General features: G+C 62.6%; 15 protein-coding genes. 9 read left to right on the top strand and 6 right to left on the bottom strand.

Features of this window, described 5'->3' with window-relative positions; translation table 11 throughout:
• Nucleotides 1–16: 16 nt before the first annotated feature.
• Nucleotides 17–1,027: a polysaccharide deacetylase family protein gene (locus tag OEG82_RS08685; protein WP_267612039.1), complete on the top strand. Its 1,011-nt coding sequence runs from the start codon at nucleotides 17–19 to the stop codon at nucleotides 1,025–1,027.
• A gap of 24 nt (nucleotides 1,028–1,051) precedes the next feature.
• On the opposite strand, the gene sbmA is transcribed toward OEG82_RS08685, so the two are convergent.
• The 3 genes from sbmA to OEG82_RS08670 all read right to left on the bottom strand — a co-directional run bounded on the left by sbmA (nucleotide 1,052) and on the right by OEG82_RS08670 (nucleotide 5,564).
• A complete protein-coding gene (gene sbmA, locus OEG82_RS08680; protein ID WP_267612038.1) occupies nucleotides 1,052–2,380 on the bottom strand; it encodes a peptide antibiotic transporter SbmA in 1,329 nt (442 codons plus the stop codon).
• 183 nt (nucleotides 2,381–2,563) lie between these two features.
• Entirely contained in the window at nucleotides 2,564–4,177 is a 1,614-nt protein-coding gene (locus tag OEG82_RS08675; RefSeq protein ID WP_267612037.1) for a BCCT family transporter, read from the bottom strand.
• Nucleotides 4,178–4,373: 196 nt separating this feature from the next.
• Nucleotides 4,374–5,564 carry a YbfB/YjiJ family MFS transporter gene (locus tag OEG82_RS08670; protein ID WP_267612036.1) on the bottom strand — a complete coding sequence of 397 codons (1,191 nt, stop codon included), beginning with the start codon at nucleotides 5,562–5,564 and terminating at the stop codon, nucleotides 4,374–4,376.
• Nucleotides 5,565–5,736: 172 nt separating this feature from the next.
• Here OEG82_RS08670 and OEG82_RS08665 point away from each other — a divergent pair, with 172 nt between their 5' ends.
• The 8 genes from OEG82_RS08665 (at nucleotide 5,737) to OEG82_RS08630 (ending at nucleotide 15,733) form a co-directional block, all read left to right on the top strand.
• Complete coding sequence (locus OEG82_RS08665; protein WP_324288943.1) at nucleotides 5,737–6,510, top strand: 3-hydroxybutyrate dehydrogenase; 774 nt, start codon at nucleotides 5,737–5,739, stop codon at nucleotides 6,508–6,510.
• Nucleotides 6,507–7,658, top strand: a complete 1,152-nt coding sequence (locus OEG82_RS08660) for a patatin-like phospholipase family protein (protein WP_267612034.1) — start codon at nucleotides 6,507–6,509, stop codon at nucleotides 7,656–7,658. Before OEG82_RS08665 ends, OEG82_RS08660 begins: the two co-directional genes overlap by 4 nt.
• A gap of 98 nt (nucleotides 7,659–7,756) precedes the next feature.
• Complete coding sequence (gene xdhA / locus OEG82_RS08655; protein WP_267612033.1) at nucleotides 7,757–9,235, top strand: xanthine dehydrogenase small subunit; 1,479 nt, start codon at nucleotides 7,757–7,759, stop codon at nucleotides 9,233–9,235.
• A gap of 2 nt (nucleotides 9,236–9,237) precedes the next feature.
• Entirely contained in the window at nucleotides 9,238–11,610 is a 2,373-nt protein-coding gene (gene xdhB, locus OEG82_RS08650) for a xanthine dehydrogenase molybdopterin binding subunit (RefSeq protein WP_267612032.1), read from the top strand.
• Nucleotides 11,610–12,440 carry a xanthine dehydrogenase accessory protein XdhC gene (gene xdhC, locus OEG82_RS08645; protein WP_267612031.1) on the top strand — a complete coding sequence of 277 codons (831 nt, stop codon included), beginning with the start codon at nucleotides 11,610–11,612 and terminating at the stop codon, nucleotides 12,438–12,440. Before xdhB ends, xdhC begins: the two co-directional genes overlap by 1 nt.
• 193 nt (nucleotides 12,441–12,633) lie before the next feature.
• Entirely contained in the window at nucleotides 12,634–13,077 is a 444-nt protein-coding gene (locus OEG82_RS08640; RefSeq protein WP_267612030.1) for a MarR family winged helix-turn-helix transcriptional regulator, read from the top strand.
• Nucleotides 13,074–14,180 carry an HlyD family secretion protein gene (locus tag OEG82_RS08635; RefSeq protein ID WP_267612029.1) on the top strand — a complete coding sequence of 369 codons (1,107 nt, stop codon included), beginning with the start codon at nucleotides 13,074–13,076 and terminating at the stop codon, nucleotides 14,178–14,180. Before OEG82_RS08640 ends, OEG82_RS08635 begins: the two co-directional genes overlap by 4 nt.
• A 23-nt stretch (nucleotides 14,181–14,203) precedes the next feature.
• Nucleotides 14,204–15,733 carry a DHA2 family efflux MFS transporter permease subunit gene (locus OEG82_RS08630; RefSeq protein WP_267612028.1) on the top strand — a complete coding sequence of 510 codons (1,530 nt, stop codon included), beginning with the start codon at nucleotides 14,204–14,206 and terminating at the stop codon, nucleotides 15,731–15,733.
• Between the two features lie 19 nt (nucleotides 15,734–15,752).
• On the opposite strand, the gene OEG82_RS08625 is transcribed toward OEG82_RS08630, so the two are convergent.
• The 3 genes from OEG82_RS08625 to ugpA are packed head-to-tail and all read right to left on the bottom strand — an operon-like array spanning nucleotide 15,753 to nucleotide 18,508.
• Nucleotides 15,753–16,775 (bottom strand): sn-glycerol-3-phosphate import ATP-binding protein UgpC, encoded by a 1,023-nt coding sequence (locus OEG82_RS08625; RefSeq protein WP_267612027.1) that lies wholly within the window; start codon nucleotides 16,773–16,775, stop codon nucleotides 15,753–15,755.
• A gap of 6 nt (nucleotides 16,776–16,781) precedes the next feature.
• Entirely contained in the window at nucleotides 16,782–17,618 is an 837-nt protein-coding gene (gene ugpE, locus OEG82_RS08620) for a sn-glycerol-3-phosphate ABC transporter permease UgpE (protein WP_267614900.1), read from the bottom strand.
• 8 nt (nucleotides 17,619–17,626) lie between these two features.
• On the bottom strand, nucleotides 17,627–18,508 hold the full coding sequence (gene ugpA, locus OEG82_RS08615) for a sn-glycerol-3-phosphate ABC transporter permease UgpA (protein WP_267612026.1): 882 nt from the start codon (nucleotides 18,506–18,508) through the stop codon (nucleotides 17,627–17,629).
• Nucleotides 18,509–18,517 lie beyond the last annotated feature (9 nt).

The raw sequence follows: 18,517 nt of genomic DNA, 5'->3' as shown, positions 1-18,517 counted from the left end.
CAGGTTGCCAAGCACAATGCACTTCCCTGCCCCGATCCTCCCGTCCTCGTCCTCCCGGCTGCTGGCGCTGGCTCTCGCCTCCGCTCTTTGCACAACAGCGGCCCTGGCCGGGTCCGGCGACACAAAGCCGCGGGAGCAGCTGGTGCTGATTTCCTTTGACGGGGCGCATGACAACGCGCTGTGGGAGCGCAGCCTGAAACTGGCGGATGAGAGCGGCGCAAGGTTTACCTATTTTCTCTCCTGCACCTTTCTGATGAGCAAGGCCGACCGCCAGGGCTACAAGGCGCCCGGCCATTCGTCCGGCCGCTCCAAAGTCGGCTTTGCGCAGGACAGCGCGGAAGTACGGACACGGCTCGGCCATATCTGGGCCGCACACCAGGCCGGCGACGAGATCGGCAGCCATGGCTGCGGCCATTTCGACGGCAAGGACTGGAGCAAGTCCGACTGGCAGGCGGAATTCGACCAGTTCGATACAGCCCTTGCCGAGGCCTGGCGCAACAATGGCGCAGAGGCGCCGGCCGGCTGGGACGCCTTTGCCACATCAGGCATCCAGGGATTCCGCGCGCCCTATCTGTCGGTCGGAGACGGGCTTTATGCAGCGCTGGCGGAGCGCGGTTTTGCCTATGACGCCAGCGGCGTGTCGCGCGGCCCGGCCGCCCCCGACTTCAGCAAGGCAACCGCCCGCTTTGCACTGCCGCTGATTCCGGAAGGTCCCAAGGACCGCCGCATCATCGCGATGGATTACAATCTGTTCGTGCGCCATTCCAGCGGGTTCGAGACACCATCGAAATCGGCGCAGTTCGAGGAACGTACGCTGGCCGCATTCCGCGCCGCCTTCGAGACCGAATACACAGGCGCGCGGCAGCCGCTGCAGCTCGGCTTTCATTTCGTCGAGATGAATGGCGGCGCCTATTGGAACGCGCTGGAACGCTTCGCCAAAGAGACCTGCACACGGCCGGACGTCGCCTGCGTGACCTACCAGGAGGCGATACGGCGGCTCAATGGTCGGGACGGCTCGGCGAGCTAGAGTCTTCCCTGCCCGCCGGGGCAATCAGTATTTCGGATCTTCAATCGTCTGCACCGCATCCGGCCCGCCGGCTCCGGGCGCGGGGTTCGGGGTCGGCTGCACATAGCCGCTGCCCTGGCTCGAGAGATAGTTCTTCTCGATATCGGAGAGGTCCTGGCCTTTGAACACGGCCTCGAAGGCATGCAGACGTTTGTAGATCGAGATCAGCTCGACAATCGTGGTCCAGGAACTGACCAGGAACTGGAACGAGCTCGACACCTGACCGAATGCGGTGAGGATCTGTTGCCAGATGCCGAGCGTGATCTTGCCTGCAACAATGGTCGGCACCAGAAGCACGCTCACATAGATGTTGTCGGCCTGGAAATAGAGGCTGCGGGCGATGTTGAAATACATGTAGTGGAAATAGAGCCGGAAATAGTTCTTCCGGACATTGTTGAACAGCTCGACCACGGTGGCCGGCTGGGCGCGGTCGGCATTGTCCTCGCCGTAGACCAGTTCCTTGCGGTAGGCGGCCTCGACGCGCTGGTTCTTGAACTCCAGTCCCGGCAGCTTGATCCCGACAATGGCCAGCAACCCGGTGCCGAAGGCGGCCCAGAACAAAAGCGCGGTGAACAGGGCGTGCGGAATCTCGCCGACCAGCGGCAGCTCGGTGACATATTGCGACAGTCCCCACAGAACCGGCAGGAACGCCACCAGCGTCATGACGGCGTCGACAAAGGCCACGCCGAGGCCTTCCATGATCGAGGCGAAGCGCATTGTGTCTTCCTGCACACGCTGGGACGCACCCTCGATGTGGCGGACCCGGGTCCAGCGTTCCATGTAGAAATCATTCATCGCCGTGCGCCAGCGAAAGACGTAATGGCTGACGAAGAAGCGGGTGATGACATAGACGCCGAGCGAGACGAAGGCGATCTGGGCGAAGATCAGAAGCAGACCATAGAGATCGCCGGCGCTGACCGAACCGTCGCCGGTCAAGGCCTGCTGGAACTGGTCGAAAAAAGGCCGGCGCCAATTGTTGATGGCGACGGAGACCTGCACGCCGAAATAGGTGCTGAAGAGGATGAAGATCGAGCCGAGGATCGACCAGAGCTGCCATTTGTGCGGCGAGAAGTTGAACCAGAAGACCGTGAAGATCAGCGACCAGACGGTGTAGAAGACATAGAACCAGAGGAATGACGGGGTGTAGAAATAATACAGCCCGACAATCGGGTCGCCTTCGGCCGCCGGCAGGTCGAAGCCAAGTGCGGCGCCGATGGTATCCCCCACCGTGTACCAGATGAAAATGCCCAGACCTGCCCAGAGCAGCATTGACGAGAAGAACAGTTTCGGTCGGGGGAAAAAGGATTCAAACACGGGCGGAGATCCTTGAGAACATGGCAGGACGTGATTCGTTCAAAGTTGGCCGACTACCTAGGACACCGCGGCAACTACGGCAATCCGAAGGCGCCAGCAATCACGCCATTGTGCTAAAACAAGAGCCCGCCCCTGGGTGCCAGGAGCGGGCTCTCGCGGTTTTAGATCATAAAGCGAGGCTTCTTAGACCTGCTTGAGCAACCGGTGTTCTTCCATCAAGCCCTTGTAGGTGGACCAGATCATCAGCAACAGCAGGGCTGCGAACGGCACACCGGTCGCCACGGCCGCCGCCTGCAGCGCGCCGAGGCCACCGCCGATCAGCAGGACGATGGCGACGATGCCTTCGAAAGTTGCCCAGAACACGCGCTGGGCCACCGGGGCGTCAACCTTGCCGCCGGCCGTGATGGTGTCGATGACCAGCGAGCCGGAATCCGACGAGGTGACGAAGAACACGATGACCAGCACGATGCCGATAAAGGAGGCGATCTGCGTCATCGGATAGCTCTTGAGCATCTCGAACAACATCACCGCCTGGTCGGAATTGGCAACGACTTCATTGCCCTGGTTGATGACCTGATCGATGGCCGCGCCACCGAAGGTCGACATCCAGATGATGGAGACCACCGTCGGCACCAGGATCACGCAGGTGATGAATTCCCGCACCGTGCGGCCGCGCGAGACGCGGGCGATGAACATGCCCACGAAAGGCGACCAGGAAATCCACCAGGCCCAGTAGAATGCGGTCCAGCCCTGCATGAAGTTGGTGTCTTCACGGCCGAAGGGGTTGGACAGCGGGATGATTTCCTTGACATAGGCCACGGTATTTTCGAACACGCCGGAAACGATGAACATGGTCGGGCCGGCAATCAGCACGAAGCCCATGAGGACAAAGGCCAGAACCATGTTGATCTCGGACAGGCGCTTGACGCCGGCGTCCAGCCCCGCCACCACCGAGCACAGCGCCACGGCGGTGATCAGCAGGATCAGGATGATCTTCGAAGTTCCGGTGATCTCGATCCCGAACAGGAAGTTGAGACCGGCAATGGCCTGTTCGGCGCCGAAGCCGAGCGATGTGGCCAGACCGAACAGGGTGGCGAACACGGCCAGCGTGTCGATGACATGGCCGGGCCAGCCCCAGACCCGTTCACCCAGCAGCGGGTAGAAGGCCGAGCGCAGGGTCAGCGGCAGACCGCGATTGTAGGAAAAGAACGACAGAGCGAGCGCAACCACGGCATAGATTGCCCAGGGGTGCAGGCCCCAGTGGAAGATCGTCGCCGCCATGGCGTTGGCGCGCGATGCGTCGGCATCGCCGGCGGCACCGGCAAGCGGCGCCCAGTCGGTGCGGACGCCGTTTTCGACGACTGCGCCGCCGAACGAGCTGGCATAGTGCGACAGCGGCTCGGAGACACCGAAGAACATCAGGCCGATGCCCATGCCGGCTGCAAACAGCATGGCGAACCAGCCCATATAGGTATAATCCGGCGCGGCATCGACACCGCCGAGGCGGATATTGCCCAGCGGCGTGACGACAAGCGCCAGGCTGAACAGGACGAACACGTTCCCGGCCATCAGCAAAGGCCAGTCGAACATGTTGGTCAGGGCCGGACGAAGCCAGCTGAAGAACGCCGACGAAGCTTCGCCGAACATCAATGTCAAAATGACGAACCCGACGATGATCACGGCGGAGACGAAAAATACCGGATTGTGGACGTCCAGTCCCATAACCTGGATATTGTCTTGGCCCACTTCAAAATCGGAACTCGGTTCCAACGTGGTGGTCGTATCAGTGTCAGACAATGTCTTCCCCCTTTTCGGTTTGTGTAGCGACAGTCAGCCGTCCTGCCCCAAGACCAATGCATACGCAGCACATCGGGTACCGGGTTGTCATTGAACAGTCGGAGTCTGGAGGGGAGTGGCGACTGACCGGCATTGAATGGCCCATATGCGCCATATTTGGCCAAAGGGCCACCGTAGCGTGTGGAAAACCTGCCGTTCAGGCCCTTGTCTTGCAAAATACCAGCACGATTGCGCCCGAAACCAGCAGCCCGGCGGCGGCGGCGAGGCTCGCCCAGGTGTAGGTTCCGGTCCAGTTGGCAAGATAGCCGGCAACGACGGGCCCGAGGATCTGGCCGGTGCCGAAGGCCGCCGTCATCATCGCCAGCGCGCGGCGCGGGCTCTCGATGGCGAGTTGCCGCCCGACCTGCAGGCCGAAAGCCGTGACCATGACGAAGGTGCCGCCCAGCAACACACCGCCGACCACCGGGCCTGCAGGCAGCGGCACCAGCACGCTGGCTGCCACACCCAGCGCCTCGACCAGGCAGCCGATGGCAAAGACATTGACAAGTCCGACGCGGCGGACGGCCGGCAGCCAATAGGCCACGGAGGGTGCGGCGGCGAGACCGGTGGCAAGCCACACGCCGGCTTCAAACAGCGACGAGCCGCCGCCGTCGCGGACAATGGCGACGAGGAAGGTTGCAGTGACGATGTAGCCGAAGCCGAAAATACCATAGGCGATGGTCAGGGCCAGCAGCGCCGGGGTCCAGCTCAGCGGCGGCTCCTTCCTGGCCGGGCCGGTGCGCATCACGTCCTGCGGCAGATATCGGCTGACCAGCGCAAGGCCGGCAAAGGCCAGGACAGCGGCCACGATCCAGGCCATGCGCCAGCCGCCATCGCCGAGAACAATCAGGCCGAACATGATCGCCGAAACCGAGATGCCGGTGCCGACACCGGCGAAATGGCTGGACTGCACCCAGGGCTTGCCGGTGACGAGACCATGCGACAGCACGATCGCCGAGGTGAAGACCATGACAAAGGCGCTGGCGACGCCCGCCAGAAAACGGATCGCGCACAGCAGCACGAAATTGCTCGAGACACCCATGGCCAGCAGCAGCAGGGCGGTGGCCAGCAGTCCGGCAAGCGCCACCTTGCGCTCGATGCCCTCGGCCCAGCCATAGGCAGCCAGAATGGCGCCAAGCAGATAGCCGGCATAATTGGCCGATGCGATCCAGCCGGCCTCGGCCGGTCCCATGTCGAGACCGGCCATCATCGCCGGCAGAACCGGGGTGTAGAAAAATCGCCCGAGCCCCATGGCCACGGCCATGGCAACCGCCCCGGCCATGGCCGTGGTCAGGACGGCGGAGGCGGCAGGCGCGGGATCTGGCCGGGATTGTGGAGAATCGATCATGGCGGACGCTTGTTGGGCTTATCGGATGGCGTTCTCCATGAACCGGAATGGGCACAGTGGCAAGGATGACGGTTGCCGGGCCGGCGCATTCGAGAGCCGCTCTCCAAGAATTGTTTGGAACTTTCATGCCGACAGGTTAGTTGTGCACTGCAACATGACGAAAGGATTTTCCATGAAAACCGTGATCATCACCGGATCCAGCAGCGGCATCGGCCTCGGAATCGCCGAAAATTTCGCGACCGCCGGATACAACATCGTGCTCAACGGCCTGGGCAAGGCCGAGGAGCTTGAAGCGACACGGGCGCGGGTGGCTGCACTCGGCTCCGGCGAAGTGATCTTTCATGGCGCAAATATGCTCAAGCCCGACGAGATCGACGATCTGGTCAAAACCACCGAGGCAAAATTCGGCGGCGTCGATGTGCTCGTGCCGAATGCGGGGATCCAGCATGTTGAAAAGATCGAGGATTTCCCGGTGGCCAAATGGGACGCCATCATCGGCATCAATCTGAGCTCGGCCTTTCACCTGGTCCGCGCCGCCATGCCGATCATGAAAAAGCAGGCATCGGGCAGAATCATCGCCATCGCCTCGGCGCATGCGCTGGTCGCCTCGCCCTACAAGAGCGCCTATGTCGCCGCCAAGCACGGCATTCTGGGGCTGATGAAGACGGTGGCGCTGGAAGGCGCCGAGTTCGGCATCACCGCCAATGCGATCTGCCCCGGCTATGTCGAAACCCCGCTGGTCACCGGCCAGATCGCCGACACCGCCAAGGCACGCAACATGACAGAAGAACAGGTGATCAACGAGGTCATCCTCAAGGCGCAGCCGACCAAGCAGTTCGTCACGGTCGAACAGATCGCCGCGCTGGCGCTGTATCTGGCGTCCGACCAGGCCGCGCAGATCACCGGCGCAGCACTGCCGATGGACGGCGGCTGGACGGCCCAATGACCAGGACCACACGTAACACAAGGGCCCCTTCGGGGGCGAAAGCCGGCAGGTCCAAAACCCGCACCATCAATCTGGCGCTGCAGGGCGGCGGGGCGCATGGCGCCTTCACCTGGGGCGTGATCGATCGTCTGCTGGATGAGCCGGATATCGAATTCGAAGGGCTCTCGGGAACCAGCGCCGGCGCGGTCAATGCGGCGGTGCTGGCCCATGGCCTGATGGAAGGCGGCCGCATCGGCGGACAGGCAGCGCTTGAGGATTTCTGGCGCAAATCCAGCCGCGGCGGCTCGGTCTGGTCGCCGGTCCGCGCCCTGCCGCAAGGAGCGATTCCCGGCATGGAAATGGTGACGGCTGCAACCTATGCCGCCTTCGACACCATGACGCGCACCTTCTCGCCCTATGAATTCAATCCGTTCGACATCAACCCGCTGCACGACCTTTTGTCGGAAAGCGTCGATTTTGATGCGCTGCGCCAGCGCTGCGATACGAAACTGTTTCTCAGCGCCACCAATGTGCGCAGTGGCCGGGTGCGGGTGTTCGAGACCCGCGAGGTCAGCGCCGATGTGGTGATGGCGTCCGCCTGCCTGCCGTTCCTGTTCAAGGCGGTGGAGATTGACGGCGAGCATTACTGGGATGGCGGCTATGTCGGCAATCCGGCGCTGTTTCCGTTCTTTTACAATTGCGAAAGCCGGGACGTGATGATCGTGCACATCAATCCGATGGAGCGCGACGAAGTGCCGAAGACGGCGCCGGACATTTTGAACCGGATCAATGAAATCTCGTTCAACTCGTCGCTGCTGGATGAATTGCGCGCCATCAATTTCGTCACCCACCTGATCGAGCGGGAATGGCTCAAGGACGAGTTTAAGGAGCGGTTGCGGCATATATTGGTGCATTCGGTGCACGCCGACGATGCGTTGCGGGATCTGCCGGTGTCATCGAAATTCGATGTCAGATGGTCGTTTCTCACCGATCTGCGCGACCGCGGACGGCTTGAGGCGGATCGCTGGCTTGAGGCCAACCGTGATTCGATCGGCAAGGCGTCGACGGTTGACCTTGAAAGCCACTATCTCGGCCTGCCGGGCCCGCGCCGGGCCGATGGCAGCCAGACCCGGCATTCATCGGCGATGCTTGAAGAGAGCAGAGATTAACCGGCTTTGCCTGAAGCTGTCTAATCGCGCTTCCGGTCTTTCGCCCGGTGACAGGCTGGAGTAGGTTTTGTCCAACTGGTTCAAATTTACGAGGCGACATGGCCCACCGCACTTCCATCCGATTCCTGCTCAACGACCGGACGGTCGAACTTTCCGGCTTCGCGCCCGACCTCACCCTGCTCGACTGGCTGAGGATCGACCGGCGTCTGACCGGGACCAAGGAAGGGTGCGCCGAAGGCGATTGCGGCGCCTGCACCGTGCTGGTCGGGCGCTTGGACAACGGCATTCTGAGCTACGAATCAGTCAATGCCTGCATCCGCTTTGTCGGTTCGCTCGACGCCAGCCATGTGGTCACGGTGGAACATCTCAACCGGCCCGACGGGACGCTGAGCGCCGTGCAGCAGGCGATGGTCGACAATCACGGCTCGCAATGCGGCTTCTGCACGCCCGGTATCGTGGCTTCGCTGCACGGGCTGTGGCTGTCCGATCCGGAACCAGCGGAATCCGACATCGAACGCGCACTGCAGGGCAATCTGTGCCGCTGCACCGGCTATGAGCCGATCATCAAGGCGGCGATTGCTGCGGCAAAGACCATCCCGACCGAGGACAATGACCGGCTGGTCGCTTCCTATGGCGCCACCATCGAGGCGCTGACCGGTTTTGCCGATGGCGCCCGGGTGACCGTGGAAAGCGAGCGCGGGACAACCTTCCTGCCCGCCGATGTCGACGATCTGGCCGAGCTCTACGCGGCCCATCCGGAGGCGACGATCGTGGCGGGCTCCACCGATGTCGGGCTGTGGGTGACCAAGCATATGCGCGAGATCGCGCCGGTGATCTTCATCGGGCACCTCGAGGGGCTCAAGCAGATTTCGCTCGATGAAACCGGCGTGACGCTGGGTGCGGGCGTGTCCTACACCGCCGCGCGCGGCGCGCTGGTGGCGGCATTTCCGCAGCTGGCGGAACTGTGGGACCGGATCGGCGGCGAGCAGGTGCGCAATATGGGCACGGTCGGCGGCAATATTGCCAATGGCTCGCCGATCGGCGACACGCCGCCGCCACTGATCGCGCTCAATGCAACCGTAACCCTGCGCAGGGGTGCGGAACGGCGGACGCTGCCGCTCGAAGCCTTCTTCATCGAATATGGCAAACAGGACCGGCAGCCCGGCGAATTCGTCGAAAGCGTATCGGTGCCGGCACTCGAAGACGATGTCTTCTTCGCCACCTACAAGATCTCCAAGCGCCGCGACGAGGACATTTCGGCACTGTGCGCGGCTTTTCATGTGACGCTCGACGACGAGGGCATGGTGGCCTCGGCACGGATTGCCTTTGGCGGCATGGCCGGGACGCCGAAACGGGCGTCCGCAACCGAAGCGATGCTCACCGGTCAGCCCTGGAACTGGGACACCATCCAGGCGGCGCGCACGGCGCTGGCCGAGGATTACCAGCCGCTGTCGGACTGGCGGGCAAGTGCCGAGTACCGAATGCTGTCGGCGCAGAACCTGATGATCCGGTTCTTTCTCGAGACTTGCGGCGCACCTGCCCGCATCGAGCGCCACCCAGCCATGGCGGAGGCATGATCATGGACGCACCCTCCCCTCGCAGCAAAACCGAAATCTCCGGCGGCGCCCATGCGACGCGCCAGCATGATTCCGCCCACAAGCATGTCACCGGCAGCGCCGATTACATTGACGACATGCCCGAACCGGCAGGCACGCTGCATGGCTATCTCGGCCTCTCGGACCGGGCGCATGCCAAGATCACATCGCTTGATCTTGATGCGGTGCGCGCAGCCGACGGCGTGATCGCCGTGCTGACAGCCGCGGATGTGCCGGGCAGCAATGACATTTCGCCGTCGGGACGCAATGACGAGCCGGTTCTGGCTACCGGTACAGTGCTGTTTCACGGCCAGCCGGTCTTTGCCGTCATTGCCGAAAGCCGCGAGAAAGCCCGCCGCGCCGCCAAGAAGGCGGTCTTTTGCTATGAAGACCTGCCGCATGTCACCGATGTGCGCGCCGCCATGGATGCAAATTACCCACTGGTCACCGATCCGCTGAAACTGGAGCGCGGCGATATTGAAGCCGGCCTGGCCGGCTCGCCTCGCCGGCTTCAGGGCGAGATGCGCATTGGCGGTCAGGATCACTTCTATCTCGAAGGCCATATTGCCTTTGCCATTCCCGGCGAGGATGACGAAGTCACCGTCTGGTCCTCGACCCAGCATCCGAGCGAAGTGCAGCACATGGTGGCGCATGCGCTGGGTACCGTGTCGAACGCGGTCACCGTGCAGGTCCGGCGCATGGGTGGCGGCTTCGGTGGCAAGGAAACCCAGTCCAATCAGTTCGCGGCGATTGCGGCGATTGCTGCCAAGAAACTCAACCGTGCGGTCAAGATCCGGCCCGACCGCGACGACGACATGATCATCACCGGCAAGCGGCATGACTTCGTCGTAGATTACGATGTCGGCTATGATGACAGCGGTGTGATCCATGCGCTCGACGCGTCTTTTGCGGCGCGCTGCGGCTTCTCGTCGGACCTGTCGGGGCCGGTGACGGACAGGGCACTGTTTCACGCCGACAACTGCTATTTCTACCAGGATGTGCGGCTGGTCTCCAAGCCGATGATGACAAACACGGTCTCCAACACCGCCTTTCGCGGCTTTGGCGGTCCGCAGGGCATGCTCGGCGGCGAACGGATCATTGAAGAGATCGCCTATGCGTTGGGACGCGATCCGCTGGAAATCCGCAAGGCCAATTTCTATGGCGGACCGGGGCGTGACATCACCCCCTATCACCAGACGGTCAAGGACAACATCATCGCACGCGTTGTCGAGGAATTAGAGACCTCGTCAGACTACCAGGCGCGCCGCGCCGGGATCATCGCGTTCAATGAAACCAGCCCGGTGGTCCGCCGCGGCATCGCGCTGACGCCGGTGAAATTCGGCATCTCGTTTACCGCCACCTGGTACAATCAGGCCGGCGCGCTGGTGCATGTCTACCAGGATGGCTCGATCCACCTCAACCATGGCGGCACCGAGATGGGCCAGGGGCTCAACACCAAGGTGGCGCAGGTTCTGGCCGAGGAATTCCAGGTCGATCTCGACACCATCCGGATTACCGCCACCACCACCGGAAAGGTGCCCAACACCTCGGCCACGGCCGCCTCGTCGGGTACCGATCTCAACGGCATGGCGGCGGCCAATGCGGCGCAACAGATCAAGACAAGGCTGGTGGCCTTCGCCGCGGAAAAATTCAACATTCCCGAAGACCAGGTGGCGTTCGAGCCCAACCATGTGCGCGTCGGCAACGAGCTGATGCCGTTCGGCGATTTCATCAAGCTCGCCTATCAGGAGCGGGTCCAGCTTTCCGCCGCCGGGTTCTACAAGACGCCCGACATTCACTGGGACCGGGCCAGCGGCAAAGGCCGGCCGTTCTATTATTTCGCCTATGGCGCGGCGGTGTCGGAAGTTTCGGTCGACACGCTGACCGGCGAATATCAGGTCGACCGGGTTGATGTGCTGCATGACGCGGGAAAATCGCTCAATCCGGCGCTCGACATCGGCCAGATCGAAGGCGCCTTCGTGCAGGGCATGGGCTGGCTGACGACGGAGGAATTGTGGTGGGACGACAAGGGCCGGCTTCGCACCCATGCGCCCTCGACCTACAAGATCCCGCTGGCTTCGGACCGGCCGAAGATCTTCAATGTGAAGCTGGCGGACTGGGCCGAGAACCGGGAGCCGACCATCCGGCGCTCAAAAGCTGTCGGCGAGCCGCCCTTCATGCTGCCGATCTCGGTGCTTGAGGCGCTCGGCATGGCGGTGGCCTCGATCGCCGATTACCAGGTCTCGCCACAGCTTGATGCGCCGGCGACGCCCGAGCGGGTGCTGATGGCGGTGGAGCGGTTGAAGGCGATGGTCACCGAGGCCTACGTGTCCGGAGAGGACGAGGCGGACGCCTGATGGCGCGGCTTGGCGGCTATAGCAATTTTGCCGCGACGGCCGGCGACAGCGGCTTTGTGCTGATCCGGGTGCTGGAAGCCAAGGGCTCGACGCCGCGCGACGAGGACGCCTGGATGCTGATTTCCAGAACCGCAGCCTTCGGCACCATCGGTGGCGGACGGCTGGAGCTGGAAGCCATCGACCGCGCCCGCGAAGTGCTGGCCGGGGCCGAGGCCGCACCGATGGCGCTGCCGCTGGGACCTGCGATCGGGCAATGCTGCGGCGGGCATGTGACGCTGTCCTTCGAGATCATTCCCCCTGCCCGTTTCGGCGAGATCGAAGCAATGGTGCGGGCCGAGGATGCGCGCGACCCCGACGTCTGGCTGTTTGGCGGCGGTCATGTCGGCCGGGCGCTGGCAGATGCGCTGCTGCTGCTGCCGGTCAGGGTGCATGTGGTTGAGACGCGCGCCGATGAGCTGGAGATGACACCGCTCGGCGCGGAACGGCATCTGACCGCCCTGCCCGAGAGCCTGGTCAAGGACATGGCGCCGGGAAGCGCGGTGATCATGCTGACCCATGACCATGCGCTGGATTTCCTGATCGTTTCGGCCGCGCTGGCGCGCGATGACCTGGCCCAGATCGGCATGATCGGCTCGGACACCAAGCGTGCGACATTCGCGCATCAATTCATCCGCGAAGGCGGCGACAAGGACCGGCTGGCAAAGCTGGTCTGCCCGATCGGCCGCAAGATCGCCGACAAACGGCCCGCGGTGATTGCCGCCACGGTAGCCGCGGATGTTATCGCAGCGCTTGCGGACTGGCGCGCGGCACATCGCCAGACACAAGGCTGAACCTACCCCCCGTCAGCACCATGTAATCAACGCCGCGTCCCAGCTACGCGGCCCGCATTGGCTTGCCGACAGTGTTCGTCCGGCGCACGCGGACAGCGAACACAGAAAAGTGTCGAGGCATATCCTTGTTCAATGAGCATGCTTATTATATACCAAGCTCATGACAAAGACCTCCATCGATCAATTGGGATTTATGATCCACGACGCCGGCCGGCTGCTGCGCAAGAGTTTCGAGCTGCGCAGCCAGGAACACGGGCTGTCTTCAGCGCAGTGGCGGCTCCTGGTTCGCGTCGTTCGCGAGGAAAATCCGACCCAGGCGCGGCTTGCGGAACTGATGGAGATCGAACCGATCAGCGTGTCGCGCCTGATCGACCGGATGGAACAGGGCGGCTGGGTGAAACGCTGCGCCCATGAGAGCGACCGCCGGATCAAGCGGGTGGTCCCCACCGACAAGAGCCTCGAAATGTATTCGACCATCAAGAAGGTGGCCGGTGACGTGTTCGAGGTGGCGCTGGCGGGTGTCGATGAAGACCAGCGCCAGGCGCTGATGTCGGGGCTTGTCACCATGGTCGACAACCTTTCCGCCGACGACATGGCCGCGACACAGATACACACCGAGAAGCAGGCGTCATCATGAGCACTTCAACACCCGACACAGAAGCCACGCCCGGGGCGACACCGCAGCCCAGGAGCGCATCGAAACTCCGCCGCAACGTGCTGATGCTGCTGGTGCCGTGCCTGCTGATCGGCGCCGGCGCCTATGTCTGGATCCATGGCGGCCGGTTCGAAGAGACCGAAAACGCCAATATGCGGCTGGCGCGGATCACCATCGCCAGCGAGATTTCCGGTCGCGTGGTCAGCGTCAATGTGACGGAAAACGGCAAGGTCAAACGCGGCGACGTGCTGTTCGAGGTCGATCCGGCGCCGCTTCAGATCGCGCTCAACCAGGCCAATGCCGATGTGGAAAGCGCCCGTCTCAACGTCATCGAGCTGAAGGCGGCCTACAGCCAGGCGCTGACCCAAGAGCAGATCGCCAGCGACGACGCCGCCTATTTCCAGGACACACTGGAGCGGCAGAAGTCGCTCGCCGCCAAGGGCGTGTCGACCACCTCGTCGCTGGATGATGCGCGCCACGCCGCGCAAAAGGCCAATCAGGAACTGATCGCCGCCAAACAGGCGGTTGCCACCGCGCAGGTGGCGCTGGCCAACAGTCTCGATGGCGAGATCGACGCCCATCCGATGGTGGTGGCCGCCCTGGCCACCCGCGACAAGGCGGCTTACAATCTTTCCGTCGCCACGGTGCGCGCGCCGGCAGACGGGCTGGTCTACCAGGCAGCCTCCTTCCGGGCGGGCGAATATGTGACGCCGGGAGCCTCGCTGTTTTCCATCGTCGAGACCACAGAGCCGTGGATCGATGCCAATTTCAAGGAACCGCAACTGGCGCATATGCGGCCCGATCAGCCGGCCGAAGTGGTGTTTGATCTTTATCCCGACCGCACCTTCAAGGCGCGTGTGGATTCGATCGGTGCGGGCACCGGTGCGGAATTCTCGCTGCTGCCGGCACAGAACGCCACCGGCAACTGGGTCAAGGTCACGCAGCGGATACCGGTGCGGGTGAAACTGGACAACCCGGAAGCCGACATCCTGGCCCGCTCCGGCCTCAGCGCCACGGTGACCGTTGACACCGGGGCAAGCCGCAGTTTCGGCGATCTGTTCAGCAGCGCCCGAGCCGCCGAGTAACCCGCCGCCGGGAAAGCAAGACCATGAGCACGACCGACGAACGGGGCCACATTGTGCCGCATCGGGGCCTGATTACGGTTTCGATCATGCTTGCGACCATCATGCAGGTGCTCGACACGACGATTGCCAATGTGGCGTTGCCGTCAATGACCGGCGATCTCGACGCCTCGCAGGACACCATCACCTGGGTGCTGACCTCCTACATTGTCGCCGCCGCGATCATGACGCCGGTCACCGGCTGGCTGGCCGACCGGGTCGGACGGCGGCAATTGTTCCTGATCACCATTGTCGGCTTCACCGTCACATCGATGGCCTGCGGGCTGGCGCCGAGCCTCGAGACGATGGTGCTGTTCCGGATCCTGCAAGGCCTGTTCGGTGCGGCCATCGTGCCGCTGTCGCAGACCTTCCTGCTCGACATCAACCCGAAAGAGCGCCACGGCCAGGCCATGGCGATCTGGGGCGCTGGCATCATGGTGGGCCCGATTATCGGCCCGACGCTCGGCGGGTGGCTCACCGAAACACTGAACTGGCGCTGGGTGTTCTTCATCAACCTGCCGGTCGGCATCATCGCCTTCATGGGTTGCGCTGCCTATCTGCCGGAGATTGCCAAACGGGTGCGGCGGTTCGATTTCTTCGGCTTTGCCATGCTCTCGCTCGGCGTCGGCTCCCTGCAGCTGATGCTCGACCGCGGTGGCGAAGTCGACTGGTTCTCGGCCTGGGAAATCTGGATCGAGCTGTCATTGGCCATCACCGGCATCTGGGTGTTCACCGTGCATCTGGCGACGGCGAAGGAGCCCTTTGTCGATCCCAAGATCTTTGCCGACCGCAATTTCGTCATGGGCCTGGTGCTGATCTTCATTGTCGGCATCGTGCTGCTGGCGAGCCTGGCGCTGCTGCCGCCGATGCTGTCGCGGGTCTTTGGCTATTCGACGATCACCACCGGACTGGTGATGGCGCCGCGCGGCATTGGCACGATGATCTCGATGCTGATCGTCGGCCGGCTGGTGCGCATTGTCGATGCGCGCTACCTGGTCATCGCCGGGCTGCTGCTGACCTCGGCATCGCTCTACATGATGACCGGGTTTTCGCCGCAGATGGACAGTTTCCCGGTGATCTCGACCGGCGTCATCCAGGGACTGGGACTGGGTCTGGTGTTCGTGCCGTTGTCGACAGTTGCCTTTGCAACGCTGGACGCGCGCTTCCGCACCGATGCCGCGAGCCTGTTCAGCCTGGTGCGCAATCTCGGCTCATCCATCGGCATTTCGGTGGTGACGCTGTATCTGACCCGCAGCATCCAGATCAATCATGCGGAGTTGAGCAGCTTCATCACGCCGTTCAATCCGGTGTTGCAGGCCCTGCTGCCGGGGTCGGCGCGCGATCCGGCGACGTTGCAAATGCTGGACGGCATGGTCAACCAGCAGGCGCTGATGATTTCCTACAACAATGATTTCAAGCTGATGATGATGGTGACGCTGTTTGCCATTCCGCTGGCAATGATGCTGCGCAAGCCAAAGGCAGCCGTGGCTGCCCCGGCTGCAGCCCATATGGACTGAGCAAGACCGGGGACAAGGCTCAGCGTTCGGTGCGGCGGCCGGTTGCGTCAAAGGCGAGAATGCGCGCCGGATCGATTGCCAGACCGATGCGGGTGCCATCGGCGGGGAGATTCGTCTCGCCGTCAATGCGGACCACCAGCTTGTCGCCCGCGGCGGTGACGCCGTGCACCAGCGTTTCCGCACCCAGCGGCTCGCAGAAGGCGACATCGAAATCGATCAGGCCGGCGCCGGGGGCAACCAGATCGATATGTTCGGGCCTTATGCCGATGACCGCGCCGGGATCAAGCGGGGCGGCGCCTGGCCGGATGTCATGGCTGATCACATTCATCGGCGGTGAGCCAATGAAGCCGGCGACAAACAAAGTGGCCGGATTGGCATAGACGTCCAGCGGCGCGCCAACCTGTTCGGCAACACCGGCATTCATGACGATCATGCGGTCGGCCAAGGTCATCGCCTCGACCTGGTCGTGGGTGACATACATTGCTGTCACGCCAAGTTTGCGTTGCAACGCCTTGATCTCCAGACGCATCTGCACGCGCAGCTTGGCGTCGAGATTGGAAAGCGGTTCGTCAAACAGGAAGACGGCAGGCTTGCGGACAATGGCGCGGCCCATGGCGACGCGCTGGCGCTGGCCGCCGGAGAGTGCCCTGGGCTTGCGATCGAGATAGGGCTCGAGTTCGAGCATGCGTGCGGCCTCATTGACCCGCGCAAGTATCTCGGCTTTCGGCACATTGGCGATCTTGAGGCCATAGGCCATGTTGTCGAAGACGCTCATATGCGGATAGAGCGCATAGTTCTGGAACACCATGGCGATGTCGCGCTCGCGCGGTTCCAGATCGTTGACGACGCGGTCGCCGATATGGATCTCGCCCGAGGTGATGGTTTCAAGTCCGGCAACCATGCGCAGCAGCGTGGACTTGCCGCAGCCCGAAGGGCCGACGATGACGATGAATTCGCCATCATGGATCTCGGCGTCGATGCCGTGAATGACCTCGGTGCGTCCGTAGCTTTTCTTGATCGCTTCAAGTTTGATTTCAGCCATTTGAATTCATTTCTCGCTTTCGACCAAGCCCTTGACGAAGAGTTTCTGCATGCCGATGACCACCAGAACCGGCGGCAGCATGGCCAGCATGGCGGTTGCCATGATCACCGGCCATTCGACGGTCTGGTCGCCGGTCGGCAGCATCTGCTTGATGCCCATGATCACGGTGTTCATCGAGGGATCGGTGGTGATCAGCAATGGCCAGAGATACTGGTTCCAGCCATAGATGAACAGGATGACGAAGAGGGCTGCGATATTGGTGCGCGACATCGGCAGCAGGATATCGAAGAAAAAGCGGATCGGGCCGGCGCCGTCGACGCGGGCGGCCTCGGTCAGCTCGTCGGGAATGGTCATGAACAATTGCCGGAACAGGAAGGTCGCGGTCGCCGAAGCGATCAGGGGCAGGATCAGGCCGGTGTAGGAGTTGAGCAGACCGAGGCTGGCGACCACCTCATAGGTCGGCACGATGCGGACCTCGACCGGGAGCATCAGCGTCATGAAGATCAGCCAGAAGAACAGCATCCGGAAGCGGAACTTGAAATAGACGATGGCATAGGCCGACAGCAGCGAGATGATGATCTTGCCGATGGTGATGCCGAGCGCCATGACCAGCGAGTTGAGCAGCATCTGCCACACGGGTGCTACGCCACCGGTCAGCAGCGCCTCGAGATAGTTGTCGAAGAAATGCGGCCCGGGCAGCAGCGGCATCGGCGGCCGGATCAGATCTTCCTGGGTGACGGTGGAGGCAACGAAGGCGATCCAGATCGGAAAGCAGATCACCGCAATGCCGATGATCAGCCCGGCATGGGTGAGCCAGGTTCCGATCCCGCGTTTTTCGACCATGCCGCTCATCAGTAGTGCACCCGTCTTTCAATGAAGCGGAACTGGACCACCGTGAGGATGCCGACCAGCACCAGCAGAACCACCGATTGCGCCGCCGAAGATCCGAGATCCTGTCCGACAAAGCCGTCAGCAAAGACCTTGTAGACAAGGATAGTGGTGGATTGCTGAGGTCCGCCTTGCGTGATGGTGTGGATCACGCCGAACGTGTCGAAGAAGGCGTAGATGACATTGACCACCAGCAGGAAGAATGTCGTCGGTGACAGCAGCGGAAAGATGATGGTCCAGAACCGGCGGGCAAAGCTGGCGCCGTCGATCGCCGCGGCCTCGATGACACTTTTCGGGATCGCCTGCAGGCCGGCGAGAAAGAACAGGAAATTGTAGCTGATCTGCTTCCAGGCCGAGGCCGCCACCACCAGCGCCATGGCCTGGCCGCCATCGAGCGTGTGGTTCCAGGTGTAGCCGAGCTGGGCCAGCATCCAGGCGATGATGCCGGTGAAGGGATTGAACATGAACAGCCACAGCACCCCGGCAATGGCCGGCGCGACCGCATAGGGCCAGATCAGCAGGGTCCGGTAAGCGCTCGAGCCCTTGATGACGCGATCGGCCAGCACCGCCAGCCACAGGGCAAACGACATTGAGGACACGGTCACCAGCACGGAGAAGACCGCGGTGGTGAGGAAGGATTCGCGATAATAGCGGTTGCCGAAGAGATATTCGAAATTGCCAAGTCCGACGAACTGGGTCTTGAGCCCGAAGGGATCGGGGATGAAGGCGGACTGGTAGATCGCCTGGCCTGCCGGCCAGAAGAAGAACACGAAGGTGACAAGCAACTGCGGCGCGACCAGCAGATAGGGCAGCCAGCGGTTGTTAAAGACGACGCGTTTTTCCATGGATCACCA

Origin of the sequence: Hoeflea ulvae (assembly GCF_026619435.1) — a bacterium.
Taxonomy (GTDB): domain Bacteria; phylum Pseudomonadota; class Alphaproteobacteria; order Rhizobiales; family Rhizobiaceae; genus Hoeflea; species Hoeflea ulvae.
Note: the sequence above shows the minus strand (reverse complement) of the source record. Positions and strands in the feature narration are given on the sequence as shown.

Excerpts from the sequence above, each read along its gene's own strand:
- OEG82_RS08685 (WP_267612039.1), top strand. The coding sequence starts at position 17 with ATGCACTTCCCTGCCCCGATCCTCCCGTCCTCGTCCTCCCGGCTGCTG.
- OEG82_RS08670 (WP_267612036.1), bottom strand. The coding sequence starts at position 5,564 with ATGATCGATTCTCCACAATCCCGGCCAGATCCCGCGCCTGCCGCCTCC.
- OEG82_RS08665 (WP_324288943.1), top strand. The coding sequence starts at position 5,737 with ATGAAAACCGTGATCATCACCGGATCCAGCAGCGGCATCGGCCTCGGA.
- OEG82_RS08660 (WP_267612034.1), top strand. The coding sequence starts at position 6,507 with ATGACCAGGACCACACGTAACACAAGGGCCCCTTCGGGGGCGAAAGCC.
- xdhA (WP_267612033.1), top strand. The coding sequence starts at position 7,757 with ATGGCCCACCGCACTTCCATCCGATTCCTGCTCAACGACCGGACGGTC.
- xdhB (WP_267612032.1), top strand. The coding sequence starts at position 9,238 with ATGGACGCACCCTCCCCTCGCAGCAAAACCGAAATCTCCGGCGGCGCC.
- xdhC (WP_267612031.1), top strand. The coding sequence starts at position 11,610 with ATGGCGCGGCTTGGCGGCTATAGCAATTTTGCCGCGACGGCCGGCGAC.
- OEG82_RS08640 (WP_267612030.1), top strand. The coding sequence starts at position 12,634 with ATGATCCACGACGCCGGCCGGCTGCTGCGCAAGAGTTTCGAGCTGCGC.
- OEG82_RS08635 (WP_267612029.1), top strand. The coding sequence starts at position 13,074 with ATGAGCACTTCAACACCCGACACAGAAGCCACGCCCGGGGCGACACCG.
- OEG82_RS08630 (WP_267612028.1), top strand. The coding sequence starts at position 14,204 with ATGAGCACGACCGACGAACGGGGCCACATTGTGCCGCATCGGGGCCTG.
- OEG82_RS08625 (WP_267612027.1), bottom strand. The coding sequence starts at position 16,775 with ATGGCTGAAATCAAACTTGAAGCGATCAAGAAAAGCTACGGACGCACC.
- ugpE (WP_267614900.1), bottom strand. The coding sequence starts at position 17,618 with ATGGTCGAAAAACGCGGGATCGGAACCTGGCTCACCCATGCCGGGCTG.
- ugpA (WP_267612026.1), bottom strand. The coding sequence starts at position 18,508 with ATGGAAAAACGCGTCGTCTTTAACAACCGCTGGCTGCCCTATCTGCTG.